The sequence below is a fragment of the Seonamhaeicola algicola genome, from assembly GCF_007997385.1.
Taxonomy (GTDB): domain Bacteria; phylum Bacteroidota; class Bacteroidia; order Flavobacteriales; family Flavobacteriaceae; genus Seonamhaeicola; species Seonamhaeicola algicola.
Window position 1 is genome coordinate 123,062 of sequence record NZ_VOSC01000007.1, and the last position, 17,943, is coordinate 141,004.

At 33.4% G+C, this 17,943-nt stretch carries 9 protein-coding genes; 1 reads left to right on the forward strand and 8 read right to left on the reverse strand.

Annotation, left to right across the window (positions count from 1 at the left end):
• Positions 1–40: 40 nt before the first annotated feature.
• The gene (locus FUA26_RS02165; protein ID WP_147130973.1) at positions 41–1,063 is read left to right on the forward strand and encodes a LacI family DNA-binding transcriptional regulator; all 1,023 of its coding nucleotides are present in this window, start codon (positions 41–43) and stop codon (positions 1,061–1,063) included.
• Between the two features lie 85 nt (positions 1,064–1,148).
• Here FUA26_RS02165 and galB read toward each other — a convergent pair whose 3' ends face one another.
• From galB to FUA26_RS02205, 8 genes are all read right to left on the reverse strand, one after another.
• Complete coding sequence (galB, locus tag FUA26_RS02170) at positions 1,149–3,602, reverse strand: beta-galactosidase GalB (RefSeq protein ID WP_147130976.1); 2,454 nt, start codon at positions 3,600–3,602, stop codon at positions 1,149–1,151.
• A 28-nt stretch (positions 3,603–3,630) separates the two neighbouring features.
• Positions 3,631–5,127: a sulfatase family protein gene (locus FUA26_RS02175; protein ID WP_147130978.1), complete on the reverse strand. Its 1,497-nt coding sequence runs from the start codon at positions 5,125–5,127 to the stop codon at positions 3,631–3,633.
• 97 nt (positions 5,128–5,224) lie between these two features.
• On the reverse strand, positions 5,225–6,751 hold the full coding sequence (locus FUA26_RS02180; RefSeq protein ID WP_147130980.1) for an alpha-L-fucosidase: 1,527 nt from the start codon (positions 6,749–6,751) through the stop codon (positions 5,225–5,227).
• A 101-nt stretch (positions 6,752–6,852) separates the two neighbouring features.
• Positions 6,853–8,391 carry a sulfatase family protein gene (locus tag FUA26_RS02185; protein ID WP_147130982.1) on the reverse strand — a complete coding sequence of 513 codons (1,539 nt, stop codon included), beginning with the start codon at positions 8,389–8,391 and terminating at the stop codon, positions 6,853–6,855.
• Position 8,392: 1 nt separating this feature from the next.
• The gene (locus FUA26_RS02190; protein ID WP_147130983.1) at positions 8,393–11,758 is read right to left on the reverse strand and encodes a T9SS type A sorting domain-containing protein; all 3,366 of its coding nucleotides are present in this window, start codon (positions 11,756–11,758) and stop codon (positions 8,393–8,395) included.
• A 154-nt stretch (positions 11,759–11,912) separates the two neighbouring features.
• Positions 11,913–13,730 carry an arylsulfatase gene (locus FUA26_RS02195; RefSeq protein ID WP_147130984.1) on the reverse strand — a complete coding sequence of 606 codons (1,818 nt, stop codon included), beginning with the start codon at positions 13,728–13,730 and terminating at the stop codon, positions 11,913–11,915.
• A gap of 142 nt (positions 13,731–13,872) precedes the next feature.
• Positions 13,873–15,756, reverse strand: a complete 1,884-nt coding sequence (locus FUA26_RS02200; RefSeq protein ID WP_246109054.1) for a sulfatase family protein — start codon at positions 15,754–15,756, stop codon at positions 13,873–13,875.
• A 107-nt stretch (positions 15,757–15,863) separates the two neighbouring features.
• Positions 15,864–17,909: a SwmB domain-containing protein gene (locus FUA26_RS02205; protein ID WP_147130986.1), complete on the reverse strand. Its 2,046-nt coding sequence runs from the start codon at positions 17,907–17,909 to the stop codon at positions 15,864–15,866.
• Between the last annotated feature and the right edge of the window lie 34 nt (positions 17,910–17,943).

Below are 17,943 nucleotides of genomic sequence, written 5' to 3' on the forward strand. Positions count from 1 at the left end.
AATTTCCGAAAACGTTACCGAAAATTACTATATTTACCCCATGAAGCATTATACCATTAAAGACATAGCTAAAAAATTGAACGTTTCGGTTTCTACAGTATCAAGAGCCTTCAACGATAAATATGATATAAAAAAAGAAACCAAAGCACTCATTTTAAAAACTGCTGAAGAAATGGGGTATATGCCTAACCCAATTGCAAAAAAACTAAGCCAAAAAAGGTCTTTAAATATAGGGGTTGTTGTGCCTGAATTTATAAACGAATATTATTCTGAAATTGTAATTGCGCTTCAAGAGTTTTTAATTTTGAAAGGCTATCAGGTTTTGGTTATGCAATCTGATGAAAACGAGGACTTAGAACTTATGAATGCTCAAACCCTAATTAGCAATATGGTTGATGGATTAATTGTTGCACCAACAACGGGCAATAGAAACATGAAATATTACCAAGATAGAATTAAAGATGGCTATCCCATAGTGTTTTTAAATAGAATAGAAGAATCTGTACCTGTTTCAAAAGTAGTTTTTAATAATTTAAAATGGAGTTTTTTTGCCACCGAACATTTAATTAGGCAGGGTTATAAAAAAATATATCACCTATCTGGTTATAAAGATTTATCTGTTTCATATGAACGTGTTCAGGGCTTTAAAAAAGCTATGAATAAACACAATTTTCCTAAAGAAAACTATAAAATTATTGAAACCGGATTATTAGCTAAAGAAGGCATGGAAGTTATTGAAGATTTAATTTTTAACCATGACATACCTGATGCCTTTTTTTGTGTGAATGATATGGTTGCCCTTGGTGCCATTAAAAAACTTAAAGAAAATGGTTATGCTGTTCCAAAAGATGTAGCTTTTGTAGGTTTTACCGAAACTAGAATAGCTGAATTAATGAGCCCGCCCTTAAGTAGCGTAAAACAGCCAACATATGATATGGCTAAAAAAGCTGCAGAACTTTTACTTAAACGCATTGAAGATGAAAATGCCCCTATTGAAACCATTGTTATGAATGGCGAATTTAATATCAGGCAATCATCAGTTAAAAATAAAGCTGTGCTTTAAAAAAAGCCAGTAACTCATACTTAAGATACTGGCTTTAAATTTTTATTTAAATGTTTTGCGTTATAGCTTTAAATAACAAAAACTTTTATTTAGAAACTATATCTACTTTTGAAGATTTTAATCCTTTAGATTTTGCATACAACGTTATTTTACCAGCTGTATTGCTAGCCTTAACAATAGCTAAACACATACCGCTAAAAGCTTTTCTATGGCTAGCCTGAAAAGACTCTAAACTGGTTTGATTTCCGTTATCAACAGCTAATAATTCACCCGCTCCTTTTACTGAAAAGTTTACTAAGTTATCAGCGTTTGGGCATAAGTTTCCGTTTTTATCCTCTATTCTAACCGTAATATAGGCTAAATCTTCGCCATTAGCATTTATTTCTTCTCTATCAACAGATAAGCTTACTTTTGCTGGCTTTCCAGCTGTATTAATCTGTTTTTCTAAAATTTGTTTTCCGTTTTTATAACCAACAACTTTAATAGTTCCTGCCTCATATGGTACATCCCAAGACAACCTGTATTTAGATTTGAATGTTTTAGGTTCGTACCTTAAAAAATCAACCTTTAATTCTGTTAAATCTTTACCTTTAACACGTTTTCCCATTGATTTTCCGTTTACAAATAATTCGGCACTATCACAATTTGTATAACAATATACAGGAATAGTTTGCCCTTCCATACCTTGCCAATTCCAATGTGGTAATAAATGAATCATGGGTTTAGTTGTCCACTGGCTTTGGTATAAATAGAATCTGTCTTTTGGAAATCCACATAAATCTACCGCACCAAAATATGAACTATGCGATGGCCAATCTGCATTCCAATACCCATTGGTTGAATTATCTTTGCCTCCATAGGGTGTTGGCTCTCCTAAATAATCAAACCCAGTCCAAATAAACTCTCCCATACTATGTGGGTTTTGTTCTTGAAAATGAAACTCAACATCTGGAGGATACGCCCATGGTGGGCCAATTAAATCATAACTAGTTACGTGTTTAGATTCATGTGTTTTATATTTTTCAATTGGTAAATGATACACACCTCTGCTGCTTGTACAACTTGAAGTTTCAGAGCCGTATAATGGCATTTCAGGATAATTTTCTCTAATTTCACTATACTTTGTTGGTTTGTAGTTTACTCCTGCTATGTCAACTTGTTGCGCCATATTATTATCATAAGGCCCGGAATAATTATTAAAACCAGCCGATGTTGGTCTGGTTCTATCTAATTCCTTCACATAATCATTTAACATTTTAGCTGTTTTCCAACCGTTCTTTTTATCCTTTTGTTCAATAATTTCGTTGCCAATACTCCACATTACTATTGACGGATGGTTTCTGTCTCTTAAAACCATATCTTTAATATCACGTGCTCCCCATTCTTCAAAAAACACATTATATCCGTTAGGCACTTTTTCCATTTTCCAAACATCAAAGGCTTCATCTTGAACTAGTAACCCTAATTCATCACATAACTCTAAAAATTCTCTTGAAGGCGGGTTATGACTTGTGCGAATAGCGTTTACACCCATACTTTTCATAATTTGAAGTTTACGCTCATCGGCTCTTCTATAAACTGCAGAACCAAGTGCTCCATTATCATGATGTAAACACACCCCATTAAAGCGTATTGGTTTGTTATTTAAAAAGAAACCATCTTTTGTATAAGCTATGCTTCGTATTCCAAAGCGTGTTTTATAGGTATCTAAAACTTCATTACCACTTATAATAGTTGTTACGGCATTGTATAAGTGTGGGGTTTCTGTATCCCAAATTAAAGGGTTTTTAATTTTAGTATATAGCGCAGAAACAGCTGTACCGTTGGCTTTTACAGTAATATCTTCGGTTTCTGTTGCTACTAGTTTATTTTCAGCATTAAAATACTCTTGTTTTACTGTTACAGTGGCGTTTATGTTACTTTTATTAACTACTGTTGTTTCATTTTGAATAACCCCAATTTTTGATGTTACCGTTGGTGTTGTTATAAATGTACCCCATTGTTTTACATGAACAGGGTTATCAATTTTTAACCAAACTGAACGGTATAAACCTGCCCCCGGATACCAACGCGATGATAAATCTTCAGGGGTTAATCTTACTGCTACCACATTATCAGATCCATCGTACTTTAAATATTTACTCACATCAAACTCAAACCCTATGTAACCGTAAGGGCGCTTACCTACAAACTGGCCGTTTACCCATACATGTGCATTATACATAGCGCCTTCAAACTCTAAACTTACTACTTTTCCTTTAGCATTAGCATCCATTTTAAAATGTTTACGATACCAACCTGTGCCATGAAATGGTAATCCGCCAGCACGGGCATTATATTTTACATCAAAAGGCCCTTCAATAGCCCAATCGTGTGGGAGGTTTAAATCTCGCCATTTTGAATCATCAAAGGATGTATTTTCGGCACCTTCGGCTTTGTTGTTGTAAAACTTCCAAGAATTATTAAAATTTATGTTTTGTGCGCATAAACTACTTATACTTAAGGCTACAAAACAGAGTAAACTAAATAGTTTGTTCATTGTTTTTATTTTGAATTTTAAATTGGTATTAAATTACTTTATATTGTTTTTTTAGTTTTAGTAGTTCTTCTTTCATTTCTGAAATTTTACTACTATTTTTTAATCTTGGATACAAGTTATTCATTTCGGCAGGATCTTTTTTTAAATCATAAAACTCCCATTCTTCTTCATTTTTAACATCTTTCCCATAAAACCTAATAAGTTTATAGCGTTTGTTTGCTACACCTTCATGCTTACGTACAGAATGTGCACCTGGATATTCGTAATAATGATAATAGAGACTTTTTCTCCAATCTTTTGGTGTTTTTCCTTTTAAAATTGGCACTAAACTTTTCCCTTGCATATCCTCTGGAATTGGTGCTCCTGCTATGTCTAAAAAGGTTTCAGCAAAATCTATATTTTGTACTAAATCTGAATTTACGCTTCCTGGTTTGGTTTGCCCTGGCCACTTAACAATCAGTGGTGTTCTAAATGATTCTTCATACATAAAACGTTTATCAAACCACCCGTGTTCTCCCATGTAAAAACCTTGATCTGATGAGTACATTACAATGGTATTTTTATCTAAACCTGTTTCTTTTAAATAGGCCATTACACGTCCAATATTTTCATCTACACTCCAAATGCATCGTAAGTAATCTTTCATGTAAATTTGGTATTTAAGTTTTAGTAAATCATCACCTTCTAAATTTAAATTTTTATATTTTTCTCGTCGGGCATCAAACCTATCATCAATACCTTTAGTAACTTTCCAATACTCATTTTCGGCCTCTGTTATTTTAAGGTCTCTGTGCAAATTCATGTCTTTTAAAATACTCATGGTTTGCCCATGTGCTGCCGTGGTTCTTGTTTTATAATCATCAAATAAATTATTAGGTTCGGGTATTTCAATGTTTTCATACATACTCATGTGCTCTCTACTTGGTACCCATGCCCTGTGCGGTGCTTTATGATGTAACATCATCATAAAAGGTTTGGTTTTATCGCGTTTGTTTTCTAACCAATCTAAAGATTTATCTGTTATAATATTGGTGGTATAACCTTCGTATTTTTTTTCACCTTCTTCAGAAAGTAATACAGGATTTACATAAGAACCTTGACCTAATAAAACCTCCCAATAATCAAAGCCTTGCATGTTACCATCTAAATGAATTTTACCAATCATAGCTGTTTGATAGCCATTTTTTCTTAGAATTTTTTGAAATTGTTGTTGATTATGATTGAAAGGATGCTTTTTAGTATTTGTAAACTTGCCATTTAAATGACTCATTTTACCTGTTAATAAAGCAGCTCTACTTGGTGCACAAATAGAATTTTCAACATAACACTTATTAAAAATCATACCTTGAGACGCCAACTTATCTAGATTTGGCGTTGGGTTTAAACTTTGTAATTTTCCGCCGTAGGCACCAATGGTTTGATAGGAATGATCATCACTAAAAATCAAGATAATATTTGGTTTGTTTTGTGCATATGCCATTAAGGCTGTAAGTAGATATAAAAGTGGAAATAGTTTAGCTTTCATTTTTTGTTTATTCTATTATTTTGTTCTTGTCTTAAACTAGTTTTTGTATGCAATAAAACCTGTAATTGACATTGAAACATTTATAACAAGGTTCTATTTATTTTATCTTTATTTTATAAACTAAGGCCTTATCAGCCTCTTCTGGTTTTTGTTTGGGTTGTTTTAGCAATAGACCATTTTTTGTGTTTTTCCAATAAATTTTTTCATTGCTTCCTAAAACAGACACCGATTTAACCTTTATATGTTTAGCTTTTTCTGCAAAGGTTTTTAAAACTTTTTCAGGTGTGTTTTCATTCCATCCTAACTGAATAGCGTAAACAACATTGCCCTTTTGGGTAAATCTTACATCATTAGCATTTAGTTTATTTAGCCCTTTTTTAATGGCGCCATATTCGTTCCAAGCATCTGCTTCATCTCGTTTTAAAATGGTGGTTCCTTCTCCAAAAGCAACAAAAGGTTTTGTATTGTAAATGGCTTCTCCGTAGCGTTTCATCCAAGCACCAATACCTTCCATAGCTTTAACTTGTTCTTGTGGTATTGTACCATCTGCCATAGGACCTGCTGATAACAACATTACACCGTTTTTACTTACTACTTCTGCCAACATTCTAATAGCTTGCGCAGGATTAATAGCAGTTCTTTTTTCTTTGTTATAACACCAACTACTACCTAGTATAAAATCTGTTATCCATACTTCTGGGGTAATATCTTCCATAGTAGCGCGCTCCACATTCACTACGGCTAATTCTGTTGGAAAGAAATCTCCTTTAGTGTTAACAACTACTTCTTTTCCTTCTTTTTGAGCTTTATTAAAATAGTTTGTTAAAAATTGTTTCCTATAATCTTCGGAAATGAAACGTTGCCCAAAATCCATCCAAATATAATCTGGACAATGTGCCTCAATGACTTCGTTTAATTTACCTAGCCATAAGTCTTGTGCTTCTTCATAATCCATATTACCATAAAGTACGCGGTATTTAGGGTTTTGTGGCACTTCACAATTTTCATAAACATAATTGTATTTGTTAACAGTTACAGGACGTAAATACGATAAATCTGGTTTAGGATAAAACATATTGTGAAACCCATGATGAAATGTTGCCATGAATTTTAAACCGCGCTTTTTGGTTTCTTCGCCAATGGCTTTTACTACATCAATTCCTGGACCTTTGTTTACAGAATTCCATTCATTAACCTCGCTTTCCCAAAGTGAAAAGCCGTCATGATGTTCTGCTATTGATCCAATAAATTTGGCTCCCATGGCTTCAAACATATCTACCCATTCTTTGGCATTAAATTTAGGTGCTTTCCACATTGGAATAAAATCATGATAATCAAAATCTTCTCCGTAAGTTTCACGATGTTTTTTATATACTTTTCCGCCCCAAAGATTTTCATCACGGTCTGGAACATACATCCAACGTGGGTACCATTCGCCATCTGTGGCTGGCACTGAATATACACCCCAATGAAAATACACACCCAATTTTGCATTGGCAAACCATTGCGGTACAGCATTATGCTTTTTTAATGATTCCCAGTTAGATTGATACGCTTCCTGTGCTGAAACGTTTACCATTAATAATAATATGGTTATTGTAATAACAAGCTTTATTAGTTTCATGTTTTTGTTTAAGTGGTTTAAACAAATTTGCCAAATTATAAAGTATTTTTATGAGACATACGTTTCAAAAACTATAACATATTGGTTAAAATTGATTTTCATTAAAAATAACGCCCTGTTTTTACGCCACTATCACGGGTTTGATTATATAATTCAAACAAACGTTTTACTTTACTTTTATATTTAGGTGTATTAATAAAATTGAATGTTTCGTGCTCCCAAATGTTTTCATTTAAATTGAAAAGTGCAATGGGTGTTCTTGTATTGTTTGTTTTATCTTTTTTATCAATTTGAATAATTAATTTCCATCCATCTTTTATTATCATCACTTCTTTATGAGAACCGCCTTGTAGCATTATATGCGAACGCTTTTTAGCTTTTGTATTATTATTTAAAAAAGGCATGAGGTTATAAGAATCTAAAGCTTGATTATTGTGAATTTTAGTTTTTGAAATAGCTGATAGAGTTGCCATTATATCTGTGCCTAAAACGGGTTCATTAGATTTGGTATTTGCTTTTATTTTATTTGGCCAAGACACTATAAATGGTACTCTGCTTCCGCCCTCGTAAGGATCATTTTTGCTGCCCCTGTAAATATCACTTGGTTCATGGTGTGCATTCCAAGTATCTCCATCAACATGAAGCCCGCCATTATCTGATGTAAAAATAAATACGGTATTCTCATAAATACCTTGGCGTTTCAATTCTTCAATCATCATCTTAATTTGAACATCTAGTTCTTTAACCATATCTAAATGCTTTGAAGGTGTTGTACCTTTTATTTTTACACCATTAATTTCATGTGGTGCGTCATGCGGTGTATGAACAGCCTGCGAGCAGTAATACATAAAAAATGGTTGCTTTTTATTTGCATACTTTTTAATGTAGTTTACTGCTTTATTGGCAATGAGCGGGCCTATTTTACTTGGTTGCCACATTGAATCTCCGTAACCTTCTTTTTTGTTTAAAGTAAAGCCTAGTTTTCTATAAAATTCAGCATCAACAATTCCAATTAAAGAATGTTTATCTAACGGAAACCATTGGTCATTCTCATAAGCAGCATAAGGTACGTTTTGAATTCCTGAAGGTAGTGTAAAACTGTAGTCAAATCCGTTTTGCATTGGGCCATCACTTACTATTTCAGAAATATCAACATTGATATTAAATTTATCTTTATCGGTTTTAGCCTCATATACTTTGTTTGGTTTTCGTTTATCTTTAAAACCACACCCTAAATGCCACTTACCAATAAAAGCTGTATTGTAATTTGCTTTTTTCATTAGCCTACCTAAAGTTAAGGTTTCTTCAGTAAAAACACCTTTTGAATAGCCACCCCAAACACCCCATGGTGACGGACTACGGTAATTGTAATTACCCGTCATTATAGAATAACGAGACGTAGCACATAATGCTGCTGGTGCATGTGCATTAGTAAACATCATTCCGCTTGTTGCTAGCTTATCTATATTGGGCGTTTCAACAATAATTTTGGGGTTGTGCAATCTTCTATATTTTGAAATATCACCTACGCCTACATCATCTGCTAAAACAACAATAATATTAGGTTTTTCTTCTGAAGTATTTTGAGATTTAAAAATACTAGTTTGAAATATGATTAATAAAATTACTAGTTTTTTCATGCTATTTTTTTATAATTTTTCCTGATGATACTTTGTGGCCATTACTTAACACTGTGTATATATATAGCCCTTGAGTTAATTTATTTATGTTAAATGACTTATTTGAATATCCTTTTGCATTAAAAACTAGTTTACCATCTATGGTATATAGTTTTAATTGTATATTTCCTGTTACACCTTTAATATTTATAATGTTTGAAGTAGGGTTTGGAAACACCACAACATTATTAACTTTAACTTTTGCTTTAGTATTTAAAGCGTTAGGACTGGGGTCTATAGCCATATACCAACCACTACCACGGGTTGATGCATAATATTTTCCTGGAATGGTATAATCTATAGCAATATCATTTACCCTATCAGATTGCCCATTGCCTTTATTAAATTTTACCCATGTATTACCGCCATCTTTAGATACATATGTTCCGCCATTTCTTCTATCTACATTTGTATTAGGTAATGTAGAAACCATAATGGTTTGTGTATCTAATTTTGAAACCTCAACACGGTTAGTCCATGGATAATCAAAAATTTTATTCCAAGTAGCCATATTATCTTTACTAACCCATAAACCACCTTCATTAATACCTACATTTTTATACCCTGATGTTATATATGCATTACCATCAACATCAAAATGAATATCATTAATACCCGAAGAGGCAGCTATTGATACTGTAGACGCTACTTCAAACCATGAAGCACCACCGTTAGTTGATTTATACAAGCCTCCATTATTATTAATTACAGCTGCGTACAATGTATTTGTATTATCAGGATCAAAAGCTATTCTAGCAACATCTAGCGATGCTGGAAGCCCTGTGTTTATTTCACTCCAAGTTACACCACCATTTGTTGATTTATGTACACCCCAACTTTGAGAGCTATCACCTACCCACTCTATATCTTTTGATGATTTTGGCACACAGAAATACATATTATTAGGATTATTTTTATCAATCATTAACCCTAGTTGATGTACAGCTTGATCACCACTTCCTGGAGGTGCTGGAGCCCAGGGTTCAGGAATTGGTGTGCCTATAGCGTTCCATGTAGCACCTGCATTGGTTGTTTTTAACAATTGTCCGCGTTTGGCTTGCCTAAAAAACGTAGCAAACCACGTATTTTTATCGGTTGGATGAACCACTACCGAACTTACAGAATGTTCTTGCCTTACGCCGTTGCTATTATAAACTAAATGCATTACAGAACCACCTTGCGCGCCTGCCCTAACGTTTTCACCTTCATTATTAGTTATCCATAAACTATTTTCACCAGAAGGACAAAATACTTTTTCTGGCCAAAGCTCAGATTGATAAAATCCGTGACCTGGCACATTACTATTGCCTGCACCAACCCATCCATCTAACGGAGAGTTGGGTTCTTTTGCCGCTTCGTCATCAATATCAACCCACGTGTTTCCTTTATCATAAGATACAAAACCTACTTTTGCCAACTGAGTATAAAGTACAGAACCATTAGCATTAAACTTGATAAAATTACAGCCTTTCCGTTCGTAATTATCTCTGTTTATCCAATCACTTTTATATTTCATGGTAATGTTTGTACCTATTGGGTTATTTCTTTGTGTTACCCAAAGTGCATCATGTATACCATTATTCCAGTTTTTGCCGTTTCTGAATGTTACAATCCAATTAGAGCCACCGTTAGTTGTACGCCATATTTGCCCCGGACCAAAATTGCCTTTAGCTACGTTTGAAAAATCGTTTACCAAATACACATTATTAGCGTCATTAGGATCTACTGTTATCATGTTAAACCTTGGGGTTATGTTAGTTGGCAATACAGTGTATGTTGCTTGCGCTGCAGCTGTTGAAACACCAAAATAATGTGCTATAGATTGGTAATAATCTGTTTCTACATTACTATCACCATCATTTGCAAACGCATTTAAATTTAATGCTAAATTACTGCTAACGTTTATCCAGGTTTCTCCTCTATCTGTACTTTTAAAAACACCTCCTTTATCATTTTCTACAGAGTTTCCGGCCGCTGTTTCTTTCCACGTAATATTACTTAAAGCATAAATAGTAACTTGGTTTGTTGTTTTGTTATGGTGTAAATCCATGGAGCGAATCATATCATGATTTATACCATTTGATTTTAATGACCATGAAGCACCTCCATCTGTACTCTTGTAAAAGCCGTAATTAGTACCTGCATATACAATTGAATTATTTAACGGGTCTACCAAAATAGTTTCAAACTCTGCATTAGCATTAATTCCTGTATTTGAAAGTGTCCAGGTTTGTCCTTTATCCGTACTTTTCCATAGTTTACCATTAGCATTAGCATCTAAATAAGTTCCTTTTGGTGCTGATTGCGGATAGGATAAACGCGCGTAATCACGCATTCTGCCTGCTCCTAAAAACCAAACATTATCATTTGATGGATCTACCGCTACTACCGATAAATAATTATTACTTAAAACTGAAGAGGTTTGTAACTCCCAAGTTTTGCCTTTATTTAATGTTTTGTATAAACTTCCCTTTACTTTACCGGTTGCAAAACCAAAGTTTTCATTTTGACGTGAAAAATCTAATGAATACATTTCTAAAGGCCCTCTGTATCCTGTATTGTATGATTGTTCATCTTCATTCATTATAGTTTCATAAGTAAAACCACCATTAGTAGAACGGTATGAATTACCCATATTAGGACTTGTGTAATGTGTATCAGGATCAGTAGGATGTGTATAAAAACAACGGTTATTACCGCTCATTCCAGGCCCAAACTGCACCCATTTTATTGAAGTACTAGATGCTACATTGGTAGTTTTTAATAGTTCAAAATAGTCTGGCACTACTTCTTCTATTATAAAATCATCAAAATAATACTCACCCTCACCACTTGCTGATGCTCTAAATGTAAATAAAACATAACCTCCTGTATCGTCTTTTTCAGGGGTAATTTTATCTTCAAACTTAATCCAATCTGTAGTAGTTGTAGCATTGTTTATGGCGTTATTTCCATACAAATGCAACCCAAATTTAGAGTTATCACCTTCAAATGTTTTTATGTGTGAATCATTACCGTTTGCTGGTGTAATTACTTTAAAGTAATATGAAACTTTATATGTTTTACCTAACTGCCAATTAAAAATAGTAGGTGTTGTTAAATTAGCTTTTTGCGCAGCATTATTAAACTTTATATGAAAGCCATAATTACCCGTTTTTTTTGCAGCTGTACTTCGTTCAAAAACTGGTAACCCTCCTGCATTATTCGTATTCCATTCTGTAATTAAATCATTTTCAAAACCGCTACTAAATATTTGAGAAAACGCACTAAAACTACCAAGAAAAGCTAGTAGTAAAATGCTTTTTAAAAGTGTATTAATTTTAGTCATTATTGCTTGTTAAAGTTTAGTTGACGTAAAATTAATTATTGATAATATGCTAAAAAGTAATAAAGTGTATGAAAAAAGTAATAAATGGGTTTTTGTAGATTTTATACATAAAAAAAGCGCTCATAATGAGCGCTTTTGTTTTAAGTATACTTGTTTAAACTTTAGTTACATATACATAATAGGCTATGTTTTCTTCACCTTTATTATTAAAAAAACTTGCATTCATTTTTGTTTTTCCTTTGGGTAAGTGTACTTTAAAATCTGCTGATTTATCGTTGCTACTAACAGCCTTTGTTTCATTAATAGCAGTGCCTATTTTAATATTTGCTTTTGTATAATTTAAATTTTCACCTTCTGGATAATCAAAAGCTAAACCTGGTTGTTCTTCTTGTGTTGTACCGTGTACTGTGGTGTTAATAAGTAAATTTACTTCTTGCGGATAACGCCTTAAAGATACTGTATAATTGCCTTCTTCTAAAACATTAATACTCCAGTAACCTTCTCCTGTGGCGCCACTTCTTATATAACGTTGATTCCATGGTTGTTTACCATTATCTGCGTGTACATCGTGGCAAGTTAATGTAACAGGGTTTTCTTGTGGTGCTCCTATTTTTATATAAACTTCTTCATTAAACTGTACTGAAACGCGCTGCCACCATTTTTCATAAAACGCACGCATTTCGGCTACTTTTTCTGGGTATTTACTAGCTACATTATTTTTTTGACTTTTGTCTTTGGCAATGTTATATAATTCTTCGCCATTTACAAGGCGCCACTTATCTTGCATTACTGAAGATTTTCGCCATTTTTCTGGTACTTGAATTCTTTGAGAATCTGTTACCAACATCCTATCATCCTTTTTATCTGGATTTTGAATAAAAGGCACTAAACTTTGTCCTGCTAATTCTAGGTGATTTTCTGGCAAATCTATTTTACACAACTCTGCTAAGGTTGGCATTACATCTAAATTAGCAGAAAGCTGATTAATATCTGTTCCTGTAGCTAAGTTTCCATCTTTCCAGTAGATAAAAAACGGCACTCTATGGCCACCTTCATACTCGCTTCCTTTTGTTCCTCGCATATCTGCATTATACCCTGTAACATCACCTTTTTTGTTGTAATAGCCTGTGGTTCCGTTATCGGTCATAAAAATTAAAATAGTATTATCGGCTATATTCAATTCTTTTAAGGTGTTACGAAGTTTCCCTAAGTTATCATCAACATTAGTAATCATTCCATAGAAACGTTTTTGGTTTTCTTTCAACACATCATTACCTAAATCTTTATAAATATTGTAGTAATTTAAAGGTACGTGGTATGGCCCATGTGGTGCATTAGTTGAAATGTAGCAAAAAAATGGTTTTTCTTTGTTTTCAGCAATAAACCTAGTGGCTTCTCTAAAAAACACATCGGTGCAGTAGCCTTCATACTTTTGGGGTTTACCGTTGTGAAAATAGGTATCGTTAAAATAATCGTTATTCCAATAATCTGGTGTTTGGTCAACACCGCCACCTCCGTGCATTACGGTTTCTTGAAAACCTCTATCTTCTGGCCTAAAACCATAATTATCGCCTAAATGCCATTTACCAAATCCGCCTGTGGCATAACCTGCTTGTGTAAACATATTGGCTAATGTTTTTTCTTGCTCTCTTAATAAAGACCAACCACCTACGGTGTGCCATACGCCTACTTCATTAGCATATCTACCCGTCATTAAACCAGAGCGCGTTGGTGCACATGTTGGCCCTACGTGAAAATCTGTAAATCTGTAACTTTCACTATGCAATGCATCAATATTAGGCGTTTTTATAACTTTGTTTCCGTGTGCTCCAATATCTCCGTAGCCTTGATCATCGGTTATAACTAGAATAACATTGGGCTTTTTAAATGCTGTTTGTGCTGTTTGCTTTTTAGTTTCATTACAATTAAAAAGCAAAAGTGTTATTGCAAATAGACTTAAATAAAATTTCATTGGGTGTAATTTAGTTTGAATGTTTATTACAAAACTATATATAACTTTAACTTAATTATATATCAAATGATTTTTTGAGTGATTGGTATGGTTAAAAAAAGCCTATGATTTCTCATAGGCTTTGTATAATGTTTTTTAATGTTTATATATTAATTACGTTTTTTATGTAATTCATTTTACGTTCTAGCTCTTGTACTTTTAATATGTTTTTATCAATTTTATTTACATCGATATTGAATTTATAATGATGGTTACCTTCTTCTTGATCCATTAAAACAATGCAGTTAATAATTAATAAAGCTTCAGCTGCTTGTTTAGATTGATACAACGCCTGTGTCATTACTTCTACAGGGCTTGTATGTTTAATTAAACCTAGATATTCAGCGGCTCTTACTTTATTAATTAACTCAGTATCTGATTTAGAAATTTCTTGAATAATAGGAATAAATTCTTTGGCTTTATCACCAAAAATACTACAATTAATTAAGGCCCAATACCTATCCCAAGCATCTGTTGATTTTAAGCTTTTTTCTAAACTTGTTTTGGCTTCTTCAAATGATAGTAAACTTAAATTAGCAATTTCAATGTAACGCTTAATGTCATTTTTATGATCTTGACCAAATTTTACAGGATTTTCAAATGCATTTTCAATTAAATAATGTTCTGGATAGAATGATAAATCTGGCATGCTTTCTACCCAATTATTTAACTTTCCTCTTAATTCTAATAGTTTAGATTTGAAATTAGCATCATTTGCTAAATTTTTAGTTTCGTATGGGTCTGCTTCAACATCAAACAGTAACTCTACAGGGCGTTCTTTAAAAAATGCAGCCTGCACCTCGTTTAGCGCGCCTTTATCATATAATTTAGCCCATTCTTTGTAGGCTAATTGCTTGTAACGATAATTGTTCATTAAACCATCAAAATTAAATGGTTGATAGCTGCGCATGTATTTGTATTTACCTTTTCTAACGGTACGCACCATATCATACTTTTCATCAAATCTATCGGCATAACTATAGGTTTCATCACAAGTTTCAAGATATTCTTTGGTTATGTTTTCACCCATAAAAGGTTTTCCATCCATGTTTTCTGGCACTTTTATACCTGCAAGATTTAAAACTGTTGGTCCAAAATCTTTAAAACTTACAAAAGCGTTTTCTCTTCCTCCAATTTCTGCATTAACCAAGTGCTTATATTTTTCTGGCACCCTAACTACTAACGGCACATGTAAACCCGTTTCATAAATATAGCCTTTACTGCCGGGTAAAACACCTCCATGGTCTCCAAAGTAAAAAATAATTGTGCTGTCTAACAATCCATCAGTTTCAAGCGTTTTAACAATTTCACCCAATTGCTTATCAATATGCACCATTTTATCTCGGTAAAAGGCATTTGTGTATTTAAACACTTCAGTATTGGGGTGATTTGGCTGTACAAAAACAGTATTAGCATCTGTTTTTGTTGGGTTGTTTTTCATTTGTTCTTCAGAAAAATGCAGTCTGCTTTCATGAGAATCGCCTAAATTAACTACGTGAAAAAATGGCTGCCCTTGTTTTCTATTCTTATAGGTTGCTTTTTTAGAAGAATCATCCCAAACAGAGTCACTTTTAATAAAGTTATAATCTTCTTTACTGTTATTAGTAGTGTAATAACCTGCACTTTTTAAATAAGCCGGATACATTTCTACACCGTTTGGCATAGGAACCTGTTCTATTTTACGGTGATACTGCGCACCAACTCTAGGGGCATAACAGCCCGAAATTAGTGTTGAACGTGCAACACTACAAACTGGTGCATTTGAAAATGCATGATTAAAAACCACACCTTGGCTAGCTAATGCTTCAATGTTTGGTGTAGCAACACCGTTTTCATCAAACAATTTCATGTAGTGTTTAGAGTTGTCTTCTGAAGTTATCCAAACAATGTTTGGTGGGTCTAATTGAATGTTTTCTTGTTGTTGTTTACAACTTAAAAACAACAAACCGACCATTAGGAAAAATAAAGGTTTTAAGTTAAAATTCATTTTGTATTGTTAAGTGTTTAATTGATGCCGAAATATACTTAAAAAAGCCCTTGACACCATGTGCAAGAGCTTTTAAAATATGTACAAAAGTTATACAAACTTGGTTTTTATGGTCTGTATTCTTTTTTATAAACTTTAAAATCATCAAAGTATAAAGTATACACAGTTCCTGATGTTGGCACTGGTTGAAACCTAATACCTACATTACTTACAGCACCTGGTGTAATTTCTACTTCAACTAGCTCCCAAGAGTCTTTTACAGGATCTCCGTTTGTAAACCATCTTGGTGTTACTGCGGCATTACCATTACCTAAATCAAACCAAATTTTTTCGCCAGCATCGGCTGCTCTAAAACCTGCTTCAAAATCTACACTGGCAGGAATGTATCTTCTGTATGAAATGATATATGTTTCACCAGCTTCATAATTTAAGTTTCTGCCAGACTCTAATCTTGGTTTATCATTTGTTAACTTTACACTTTGTGCACCATCAAAAGCTTGATCTGTTGAAAACTCTACAATTGCACCTGTACCACTTGCTCCTTCAAACCAATAATCACCCAAAGTACCTTCAAAAGAACCATCTGTAAATAAATTTTCAATGTATGGTTCTACGGTATCTGCGGCAAAATTTGCTATAGATCCGCCTCCTACAGTTTTAATTTCTCCTGGACCTGTGTAAGCTACTGTAATTACATCATCTTGATATACACCTTCAGAAATTGTAAACTCTAAAATTGCTGGGTTTGTTGCATTAACAGCTACTGAGCTAATTGTAGCTGCACTACCATTAAGCATAATTGAAAAACCTGTTGCTGGATTTGTGGCGTTTGCTACAGAATCTGGATTTAAATCTTGATTAAATGTTACTTGAATAACATCAGTATTTGTTTCTACAATACTGCCTATTTTATCAGTTGGTGTTGGCACATATACTTGTATTGGTAGGTTTGAAAATGGCTCTAAAGGTCTTTCATCAAAAGATTTTAATAAACTACTTGCCCCATCATAAGACACTACAACGGTTTTGCCATCATCTTCAGGCAGTATTGGATCGTCAGATAAATCTATTAATAACTTTGTGCCATTAGCATTTCTAGTTATTGCCGTAATTGTTTTTGCAACCCCATCAACTTCAACTAAAAAATTATCAACTACAGCGCCCTCTAGCGGCATAATTTTATGGCTTAGTGTAACCTCTACAATATCCATATCAGTTTCAACAATAGTACCTGTTTGCTCTAATGGCTCAGTTAACGGAATTACGTTAAATATTGTTGGTATATTGTATGTATTTTGGCTTTGCTTTAAATTATCAGTTCTTTCTCGTGTGGCTGTTAGCTCTACTTTAAACTCTCCTAATTCATCAAAGGTAATAGTGTCTATTACACGCTCTCTTAAATTTGTTCGTGTGTAACTATTTCTGTATGCATTTGTTTGATCTTCTTCATTCGCTTCGGTGGTATGCATTCTCCAAACAGTAGTATTGGGTCTTGCATTGTTGTTTTCTAACAAGCCGCTTAAATCTTCAAAAATCAATTTATCGCCAAAAGTTAAAGTAACAGTTTGAGTGTTATTATGGTTTAGTATAGTTTCATCTAAATACCTAACTTGTGGTGTAGCTACAACGGTATCATACACATCAATATTAAACCAGTATTCTGCTACCCATTTACCGTTTCTTTTAACTGTTTTAATAGTATCTTCAACATTTTCGCCTAAATCTGAATCCCAGTAAGCCGGAAACCTAAATGATGTTGAATCTGGAAACACCCCAAAATATCCTACTTTAGTTAAAGAATCTCCTTTTTTCCAGAGTACGTGTACTGTTTTTTCTGAAGATACTTTTCTGTTTGAAGGTTCTGCTATGTATGCATCATGATTATCTAAATTATTAGGAATTGGACCTTCTAAAAAGAAGGCTGAATTTGGTATTCTCCACTCACTATACTCTGCTCCTGCTGAAATATCAGAGAAAGAGAAAAATCTATTAACTTCAGATTCTCTTTCGGCAGCAGCACCAGAGGTCATGGTTATTGAGAGGTCTACAAATGATCCTGGTATTTCATATTCATCATCACTACAGCTAACAAAAGAACTTATAAGTAATGATAACAAACACAATGATTTTAATATATTATTTGTTTTATTCATAATCTTAAATTTTGCTTTATGCTTTGGTTTTAAA

Coding starts and splice junctions, on each gene's coding strand:
- FUA26_RS02165 (WP_147130973.1), top strand. CDS start 41: ATGAAGCATTATACCATTAAAGACATAGCTAAAAAATTGAACGTTTCG.
- galB (WP_147130976.1), bottom strand. CDS start 3,602: ATGAACAAACTATTTAGTTTACTCTGTTTTGTAGCCTTAAGTATAAGT.
- FUA26_RS02175 (WP_147130978.1), bottom strand. CDS start 5,127: ATGAAAGCTAAACTATTTCCACTTTTATATCTACTTACAGCCTTAATG.
- FUA26_RS02180 (WP_147130980.1), bottom strand. CDS start 6,751: ATGAAACTAATAAAGCTTGTTATTACAATAACCATATTATTATTAATG.
- FUA26_RS02185 (WP_147130982.1), bottom strand. CDS start 8,391: ATGAAAAAACTAGTAATTTTATTAATCATATTTCAAACTAGTATTTTT.
- FUA26_RS02190 (WP_147130983.1), bottom strand. CDS start 11,758: ATGACTAAAATTAATACACTTTTAAAAAGCATTTTACTACTAGCTTTT.
- FUA26_RS02195 (WP_147130984.1), bottom strand. CDS start 13,730: ATGAAATTTTATTTAAGTCTATTTGCAATAACACTTTTGCTTTTTAAT.
- FUA26_RS02200 (WP_246109054.1), bottom strand. CDS start 15,756: ATGAATTTTAACTTAAAACCTTTATTTTTCCTAATGGTCGGTTTGTTG.
- FUA26_RS02205 (WP_147130986.1), bottom strand. CDS start 17,909: ATGAATAAAACAAATAATATATTAAAATCATTGTGTTTGTTATCATTA.